We start from the raw sequence: 8,293 nt of genomic DNA on the forward strand, positions 1-8,293 counted from the left end.
TGCGCGTGACCACTTCGGCGTGTTGATCCTCTGATTCCTCGGGCCATCGCCCGGAATTTCGCGGTTCTGCGCTTCCGCTCAGATCTCGTGAGCGCTTTGGATTGCCATAGCGATCCAAAACGCTCACGACCAGTTCTCGCGGAACCGCGAATCGCCTTCATCGCAACGCTTCTCGGCGGACCTCCGTCGATCACTCCCAGGCCGCGTCGCCGCACTGCGGCCGACGCATGCCGTTCTGCTCAGGAGACACGCATGAGTGCTGACGCTTCTTCCGCCGCCCTCGACCAGTCCGCCTGGTCGTTCGACACGCTGCAGGTGCATGCCGGCGCCCAGCCCGACCCGGCGACCGGTGCGCGCGCGGTGCCGATCTACCAGACCACCTCGTACGTCTTCCGGGACACCGAACACGCCGCGAACCTGTTCAACCTCAGCGAATCCGGCAACATCTACACGCGGATCAACAACCCCACCCAGGAGGTCCTCGAGAACCGCGTGGCCGCGCTGGAAGGCGGCGTGGCGGCGGTGGCGCTGGCGTCCGGCCAGGCCGCCGAGACGCTGACCATCCTCACCCTGGCGCAGGCCGGGGACCACGTGGTGTCCAGTTCTTCGCTGTACGGCGGCACCCACAACCTCCTCCGGCACACGCTGCCGAAGCTGGGCATCGAGGTCAGCTTCGTCGAAGACCCCGACGACCTCGACGCCTGGCGGGCCGCCGCGCGCCCGAACACGAAGCTCTTCTTCGCCGAAACGCTCGGCAATCCGCGGGCGAACGTGCTGGACGTGCGGGCCGTCGCCGACGTGGCGCACGAGGCCGGGGTCCCGCTCGTCGTCGACAACACCATCGCGACGCCGTACCTGCTGCGGCCGATCGAGCACGGGGCCGACATCGTCGTGCACTCGGCGACGAAGTACCTCGGCGGCCACGGCGCGGCCATCGGCGGCGTGGTCGTCGACGGCGGCACCTTCGACTTCGGCGCCCATTCCGAGCGGTTCCCGGGATTCGTCGAGCCCGACCCGTCCTACCACGGCTTGCAGTACTGGCCCGCCCTCGGCCACGGCGCCTTCGCGGCGAAGCTGCGGGTGCAGGGGCTGCGCGACCTCGGCCCCGCCATCTCGCCGTTCAACGCCTTCCTCCTGCTGCAGGGGCTGGAAACGCTGTCGCTGCGGATCGAGCGGCACACGCGCAACGCGCAGATCCTCGCCGAATGGCTCAGCGAGCGCGATGAGGTCGAGTCCGTGCACTACGCCGGCCTCACCTCCAGCCGGTGGTACGACGCCGGGCAGAAGTACCTGCCCCGTGGCGCGGGTGCCGTCGTGTCGTTCGAGCTGCGCGGCGGCACGTCCGCCGGGCGCGCATTCGTCGACGGCGTGCAGCTCTTCAGCCACCTGGTGAACATCGGCGACGTGCGCAGCCTCATCGCGCACCCGGCGAGCACCACGCACAGCCAGCTCAGCGAGCAGGACCAGCTGCTCGCCGGTGTCACGCCGGGCCTCGTCCGGTTGTCCGTGGGCATCGAGGCCGTCGAGGACCTCAAGGCCGACCTCGAAGCCGGTTTCCGCGCGGCCAAGGCCGAGCTGGAGCGATGAGCCGACCGCAGGCGACCGGTTCCCTTCCCGCCACCGGGGCGTGGCGGGAGGGGAGCCCGGCCGGTCGGCGCCGGTGGCTGCGCCTGCGCGAGCCGCTGCGGCTGGACGCGGGCGGCGAACTCCCGGCGGCCAGCCTGGCGTACGAGACCTGGGGACGTCTCGACCGCGACGCCTCGAACGCGGTGCTCGTGCTGCACGCCCTGACCGGCGACAGCCACGTCGCCGGTCCGGCCGGTGACGGCCACCCGAGCCCGGGCTGGTGGGACGCGCTCGTGGGGCCGGGCCGAGCGCTGGACACCGACCGGTGGTTCGTCGTCGCCCCGAACGCGATCGGCGGCTGCCAGGGCAGCACCGGCCCGGCGGGTGCCGCGCCCGACGGAAGGCCTTGGGGCGGCAGGTTTCCCGCGATCACCGTGCGGGACGCGGTGCGCGCGGAGGCCCGGCTCGCCGACGAGCTCGGGGTGCGGTCGTGGGCGGCGGTGATCGGCGGCTCGTTCGGCGGGATGCGCGCGCTGGAATGGGCCACCACCTACCCGGACCGGGTGTCGGCGGCGTTGCTGCTGAGCTGCTGCGCCGTGGCCTCGGCGGAGCAGATCGCCTGGTCCTCGGCGCAGATCCAGGCGATCCGCGCGGACCCGGACTGGCTGGGCGGCGACTACCACGACCTGCCCGCCGGTCGCGGCCCGCACACCGGGCTGGGCGTGGCCCGGCGGATCGCGCACATCACCTACCGCAGCCCGCAGGAGCTCCAGGACCGCTTCGGCATCGGCCACCAGGACGGCGAAAACCCCTGGAACGGCGGCCGGTACGCCGTTGAGTCCTATTTGGACCACCATGCCGAGAAGCTGGTGCGGCGCTTCGACGCGGCCAGCTACGTGACGCTGGCCCAGGCGATGTCCGGGCACGACGTGGGCCGGGGGAGAGGCGGCGTCGAGGCGGCGCTGGGCCGGATCCGGGCCCGGACCTGCGTCGCCGGTGTGGACAGCGACCGCCTCTTCCCGCTGCACCAGCAGCGCCGCCTCGCCGAGGGAATTCCCGGCGCCGGGCCGCTGCGCACCATCACCTCGCCGCACGGCCACGACGGGTTCCTCATCGAGACCGCGCAGGTCGCCGAGCTGGTCCGCGAACTGCTGCCGAACCGCAGCCTGGAACCGGCCGAGCGAGGTCTGAGATCCAGTGGCAGTTGATCGCGCTGGTCACGGAAACGCCTCTCCAGAGCCGGGATCGCAAGTGCGGCGGCTTCCCGGTCAATTCGAAAAGGACAGATCTAGTCGTGAAACAGACTGTCCTCCAGCGGATTTCGGCGGGCTAGCTCTTCAGCTGTTCGCGGGAGGTGACGCCGAGCTTTCTCAGCACCCTCGCGGCGTGCTGCTCGACGGTGCGCGGTGAGAGGAACAGGATTCCGGCGATCTCGCGGTTCGTGTGCCCGCAGGCGAGCAGGCGGGCCACCTCTTCCTCGCGCGGCGACAGCTCGTCGCCGTACCCCCGGCGGCCCCGGCGGGAGGGCTTGCCGCCGCCCGCGCCGCGCAGCAGGTGGCGGCACCTCGCCGCGTCGCGCGTGGCTCCGAGGCGGTCGAACACGTCGACCAGCGCGGACAGCTCTTCGCTCGCCGGTCCCGGATCGGTGGGCAGCAGGCACGTGGCCGCTCGTTCGGCGACCATCGCCGCGTAGTAGGGCACCGGCAGTTCCTCGTAGTGCGCGACCGATTCGCGGTAGTGCGCCATCGCCGCGGTCAGGTCTCCCCGGTGTTCGGCCAGCCGCCCGCGGCACTGGGCCAGCGCCGCCACCGCGAGCGGCACGCCCGAACCCGCGATCCCGGCGGCGATCTCGTCCACCACGCGCGCCGCGTCCGCTTCGCGGTCCGCCGCCAGGTACACCGCGACCGCGACCGGGCCCAGCTCGCCGCTCCACGCCCAGACCCCCTTGCGCCGCAGGATGTCCAGCCCGCGGTCGACGTCCGCGCACGCCTTCGCCGGCTCGTCCTGGGACAGGAGGGTCCAGGCCAGCCCCGCGCAGCCGGCGATCGCGACCGGGCTGATCGCCTCGTCCGGGGCGAAGGCGCCGGTTTCGGTGAAGTGGCTGGTCGCCCTCGCCCATTCACCGCGGGCCATCGCGAGCGAACCCAGCACCAGGCTCAGCTCGCTGACCACCGGGAACAGGTCCCGGTACTCGTCGAGCATCCGGTGCGCCCGCTCGTCGAGCCCGGTCCACTCGCCGGTCAGCCAGTCCAGCCGGGTCCGGGTGGCCCGGGCCGTGCTGATCACGAACGGGGCGCCGCAGTGGGCGGCGATCCGCAGGCCGCCGCGCAGCAGCTCGTCGGCGATGCGCAGGTGCCCGGTCCACTCGCACGCGTCGGCCAGGTTGCAGCGCAGCCGCGCGAGGTGGCGCTGCTCGCCGACCGTCGCCACCTCCTCCGGCAGCTCGTCGAGCGAGGCGAGCACGGTGGCGTCGCCGAGGTGCATGCGCGAGCCGAACTCGTTGGCCTGCAACGACAACCGCAGTTCGCCATCGGCCTTCGACCGGTACTCGGTGAGCCGCGCGAGCCACGGCCGGATCTCGTCGAGGGAGGTCTGCCCGACGTAGGGCATCGCCAGCACCGCGGTGCCGCGCGCGGCCAGGTCCGGGCGCTCCGACAGTTCGTTGATCGCCCGCTCGACCTCCGAACGGGCCTCCACCAGCCCGCCGGCCTGCCGCAGCAACAGCAGTCCCCGGTACAGCCGCACCTCGCCGCGCGCCGACGTGGACAGCCGCCGGTCGCTGAGCAGCCGCTCCAGCGTCTCGGTCGGATCGTGCTGGTCCAGGCCGGTGTGCGCGATCTGCCCGAGCTTGATCGCGAGCCGGTCGACGTGCTCGGCGGGCAGCTCCGGTTCCTTCAGCAGCCGCTGCAGCAGCTCGGTGGCGGTCGCCGCGTCGCCGATCTCGGCGGCCCGATCGGCGGCCGCCTCCCCGTAGGAAAGCCACTCCGACACCCGGCCGGCGCGCTCGCTGTGCTCGGCGAGCTGCTTCAGCGGCTTGGGCTCGACCCCGGCCAGCACGTCGATCGCGCGCGCGTGCAGGTGCGCGCGGTCCGGGCCGGTGATGGTGTCGTAGACGGCTTTCCTGGCCAGCGAATGCCGAAAGCCATAACCGCCGTCCAGCTCGTGCAGCACGTGTCCGCTCAACGCGTGCGTCAGCGCGGTGCGCAGCCGCGGTTCCGGGACGCCGGCGACCGCGCCGAGCAGGCCCTCCGTCGCGGGCGCGCCGAGCACTGCGGCCGTCTCGACGAGCCTGGTCGCTGCGGTCGGCAGCACGGCAAGGCGTTCGGCCATCGCGTCCCGCAGCAGCACCGGCACCTCGACGGCGTCGAGCAGCCGGCGGGCGGCGGCGCCGTCTGTGCGCACCGTGCCGACGGTGTTGCGCAGCGCCCGCAACGTTTCTTCGACGACGAACGGGACTCCGGCCGTGCATTCGTGCAGCCGGGCGGCGAACTCCGCGGACACCTGCTTCTCGCCGAGGATCGCCTCGGTCAGCGCGCGGACGTCGTCGACGCCGAGCGGGCGCAGCGCCAGCACCACGCTGACCACGCCGTTGGGCGGCCGGTACGCGCCGCCCAGCGGCAGGCCGCCGGGCACGTCCTCGCGCCGGTAGGTCACCACGATCGTCAGGTTCGGCGGCGGGTCGCTCATCAGGAATCGCACCAGCTGCCGGGTGCCGTCGTCGGCCCACTGCAGGTCCTCGATGGCGAGCAGCACCGGGCCCAGCGCGCCGACCAGCTCGCGCACCGCGCGGAACAGCCGGTGCCGCTCCGCGCGCGGGTCGCCGAGCGGGTCCGGTGCGGGTGGCAGGTGCTCGGCGATCTCCGGGAGCAGCGGGCCGAGGACGCCGGTGACCGGACTCAGCTCCGGTCGGCGCGCGGGCCTCGCGCCGCGCAGCGCCTCCAGAACCGCCCCGTACGGGAACGGTTCACCTACCTGGCGGCAGTACCCGATGAGCGACGTGGCCGGCCCGAGCTCGCCGGCGAGCACCTCGGTCAGCAGCCGGCTCTTGCCGACCCCGGCCTCGCCCTCGATCAGCACCACGGCCGGGTGCAGCAGGGCCACTGCCTGCAGCGATGCCAGCTGCTCGGCGCGCCCGACCAGGACCGGTGAGCTGGTGCGGATCTGCGGGCGAACGGGGCGCCGGGTGCGTGCCATGTGCTCTCCCTTCGCCGAAAGACAGGTACCCCTACGTAATGAAACACGGATTGATCATCGTGAGGACATCAGTCGATCGTGTCGGAAATGGCTGTGCGTCACCACCTCCGTATGGCAGCCATAACTGAAGAGGGAGCACCCGACATGCGACAAGGACGCAAGATTCGGCTGATCACCGCGCTCGGCGCGGGTGTGCTCGCCGCTGCGCTGGCCGCCGCTCCGGCCACCGCCGCCCCGACCGGCTCGATCCTCCCCGCCGCCAACCCGGTTGCCGGTAGCTACATCGTGGTGCTGAAGGACCTGAACGCGAGCGCGGCCTCGACCACGAGCACCACCGCCCGCCTCGCCGCGCAGTACGGGGGCACCACGACCGCCACCTACACGTCGACCATCCGCGGCTTCGCGGCGAAGCTCGACGAGGCGTCGGCCAAGCGGCTGGCCGGCGACCCGGCGGTCGCGTACGTGCAGCAGGACGGCGTCGCCCGGATCGCCGGCACCCAGCAGAACCCCACCTGGGGCCTGGACCGGATCGACCAGAAGAACCTGCCGCTCGACCGCAGCTACACCTACCCGAACACCGGATCGGGGGCGACGGCCTACATCCTCGACACCGGGGTGGACAAGCGGCACCCCGACTTCGAGGGCCGCGTCAGGGACGGCCGCGACTTCATCGACAACGACGCCGACGCCTCCGACTGCCAGGGCCACGGCACGCACGTGGCCGGGACCGTCGGTTCGAAGACGTACGGCGTGGCGAAGCAGGTGAAGCTGGTCGCCGTCCGCGTGCTCGACTGCCAGGGTTCGGGTCAGTACTCCCAGATCATCTCCGGCATCGACTGGGTGGCCAGCAACGCCACCAAGCCCGCGGTGGCGAACATGAGCCTCGGCGGCGGCGGTCACACCGCGACCGACAACGCGGTGCGGAGGGCGATCCAGAGCGGCGTCACCTTCGCCGTGGCGTCCGGGAATTCCAACACGGACGCCTGCAGCTCGACGCCGGCCCGCGTGCCGGAGGCGATCACGGTCAACGCCACCGACCGGCAGGACAACCGGTCGTCGTTCTCCAACTACGGCCGCTGCACCGACATCTTCGCGCCGGGCAGCGACATCACGTCCACCCTCAACGGCGGCGGCGCGGGCGGCATGAGCGGCACGTCGATGGCCACCCCGCACGTGGCGGGCGCGGCCGCGCTGTACCTGACGGCGAACCCGTCGGCGACGCCGGCGCAGGTGCGCGACGCGCTGGTGAACAACGGAACCCAGAACGCGGTGCGGAACCCGGGCTCCGGCTCGACGAACCGCCTGCTGCACGTCGGCTTCATCAGCGGCGCCGCCGCGTACTGATACCGACCGGTGAAAACGGAAGGCCCCGACTGCAGGCGGGGCCTTCCCCCGTTTTCGCCTAGCGGAGCCCTGGTGCGGCCCGTGGGCGGTTGAGGTGACCCATCGTCAGTCGAACCGCGAAAGGCGCGCGTTTCTGCTGGTCAAGTGCCGTGAGTGCTTTGGGGTGCCAGGGCGCCCCAAAACACGCACGGGTACGCAGGACAGAGCAGCGGATTAACCGGCAGATCATGACCGCTGCGGATCAGCTGAGGTTCTTCAGAAAAGCCCGCCACGCGACATGACTGACCGTGATGTACCCAGCCGCAGGCGCCTTCGAATCCCGCACCGCCACACCAAGACCGGTTAATCGAACCTCGACGCAAGCGTCGCTACCCCCTGAGCTGCGGCTGCTCTTGAACCACCCCGTGTCATAGCTCACGAACCGAACTCCTTCAGCTTCTCGATCAGCAGCATGCGAGACGGTTCTTCAGTCAGCGCACGCCTTTCCGTCGCCGCGAACGCCCGGAACATGGGTGCAGTATCCGCTTCTCGATCGTGGTATGTCGATGGCCCGTAGAGGGCCGGGACGAACGCGATTCTCGGCGCTGATGTCCCGAAGTCAAGCGTGATCAGCCCGCCACCAAGCAGCGGATTGTCCGGCGCGCTGCTCGGTAGCACGCGGACTGCAACGTCTGGGCGTTCGCTCAGCTGGAGCAGGTGCAAAATCTGGCCACGCAGTACGGAAACGTCGCCGACTACCTGATTGAGCGCGGTCTCCGTGAGAATGAACGAGATGGCCTTCGGTTCGTCTGCCTCCAAGACCCGCTGCTGCTGCCGGGAGTCGACTGTGTACCGAGGGAAAGGGGTCGAGACCGCCACCTTGGTCGGGATCTCGGAGACCGTGGAGATCTCGTCGTACTCGTGCGTGATCTCCGACGAGGTGAGTCTGATCTTCCGCGGCAATGACGAGCTCGTGCTCAGCTGTACCCGCCGCGGCTTCGCCGCGCTGCGCACCGCCGTCGATGCCGCCGACCGCGACCTGGTCTGAAACGCACGATCGGATACAGGTGCAGGGCGCCTTGGGTGGCTATGCCCCTGCTGGAGCTTCGCGGTTCGATGTTTCTGCTGGTCACTCCGGTCGTGGGGGGGTTTTTTGGGTGGGGGTGCAAAAAATTAAAAAAAACCCGCCCACACCCCAAAAAAAACAAAA

7 protein-coding genes are annotated in these 8,293 nt (G+C 70.9%); 4 read left to right on the plus strand and 3 right to left on the minus strand.

Annotated features, from left to right (window positions below; translation table 11 throughout):
• Window positions 1-252: 252 nt before the first annotated feature.
• Both ACWEV3_RS08155 and metX read left to right on the plus strand, forming a co-directional pair.
• Window positions 253-1,587 (plus strand): bifunctional o-acetylhomoserine/o-acetylserine sulfhydrylase, encoded by a 1,335-nt coding sequence (locus tag ACWEV3_RS08155; RefSeq protein WP_452613197.1) that lies wholly within the window; start codon window positions 253-255, stop codon window positions 1,585-1,587.
• Window positions 1,584-2,774 (plus strand): homoserine O-acetyltransferase MetX, encoded by a 1,191-nt coding sequence (metX, locus tag ACWEV3_RS08160; RefSeq protein ID WP_452613198.1) that lies wholly within the window; start codon window positions 1,584-1,586, stop codon window positions 2,772-2,774. The genes ACWEV3_RS08155 and metX overlap by 4 nt, the downstream gene beginning before the upstream one ends.
• A 121-nt stretch (window positions 2,775-2,895) precedes the next feature.
• Here the strand turns inward: metX and ACWEV3_RS08165 are convergent, their stop codons facing one another.
• A complete protein-coding gene (locus ACWEV3_RS08165; protein WP_452613199.1) occupies window positions 2,896-5,760 on the minus strand; it encodes an ATP-binding protein in 2,865 nt (954 codons plus the stop codon).
• Window positions 5,761-5,904: 144 nt separating this feature from the next.
• Here ACWEV3_RS08165 and ACWEV3_RS08170 point away from each other — a divergent pair, with 144 nt between their 5' ends.
• Window positions 5,905-7,104, plus strand: coding sequence for a S8 family serine peptidase (locus ACWEV3_RS08170; protein ID WP_452613200.1), 1,200 nt, complete (start codon window positions 5,905-5,907; stop codon window positions 7,102-7,104).
• A 241-nt stretch (window positions 7,105-7,345) separates the two neighbouring features.
• Here ACWEV3_RS08170 and ACWEV3_RS08175 read toward each other — a convergent pair whose 3' ends face one another.
• Window positions 7,346-7,522 carry a DUF397 domain-containing protein gene (locus ACWEV3_RS08175; protein ID WP_452613201.1) on the minus strand — a complete coding sequence of 59 codons (177 nt, stop codon included), beginning with the start codon at window positions 7,520-7,522 and terminating at the stop codon, window positions 7,346-7,348.
• Window positions 7,519-7,902, minus strand: a complete 384-nt coding sequence (locus ACWEV3_RS08180; RefSeq protein WP_452613202.1) for a Scr1 family TA system antitoxin-like transcriptional regulator — start codon at window positions 7,900-7,902, stop codon at window positions 7,519-7,521. Before ACWEV3_RS08180 ends, ACWEV3_RS08175 begins: the two co-directional genes overlap by 4 nt.
• 28 nt (window positions 7,903-7,930) lie before the next feature.
• Here ACWEV3_RS08180 and ACWEV3_RS08185 point away from each other — a divergent pair, with 28 nt between their 5' ends.
• The gene (locus ACWEV3_RS08185) at window positions 7,931-8,131 is read left to right on the plus strand and encodes a hypothetical protein (RefSeq protein WP_452613203.1); all 201 of its coding nucleotides are present in this window, start codon (window positions 7,931-7,933) and stop codon (window positions 8,129-8,131) included.
• Window positions 8,132-8,293: the final 162 nt, after the last annotated feature.

This window comes from Saccharopolyspora sp. NPDC003752 (genome assembly GCF_053605825.1).

What these genes read in the sequence shown, in the direction of transcription:
- ACWEV3_RS08170 (WP_452613200.1), top strand. Translation starts at nt 5,905, where the DNA reads ATGCGACAAGGACGCAAGATTCGGCTGATCACCGCGCTCGGCGCGGGT.
- ACWEV3_RS08165 (WP_452613199.1), bottom strand. Translation starts at nt 5,760, where the DNA reads ATGGCACGCACCCGGCGCCCCGTTCGCCCGCAGATCCGCACCAGCTCA.
- metX (WP_452613198.1), top strand. Translation starts at nt 1,584, where the DNA reads ATGAGCCGACCGCAGGCGACCGGTTCCCTTCCCGCCACCGGGGCGTGG.
- ACWEV3_RS08155 (WP_452613197.1), top strand. Translation starts at nt 253, where the DNA reads ATGAGTGCTGACGCTTCTTCCGCCGCCCTCGACCAGTCCGCCTGGTCG.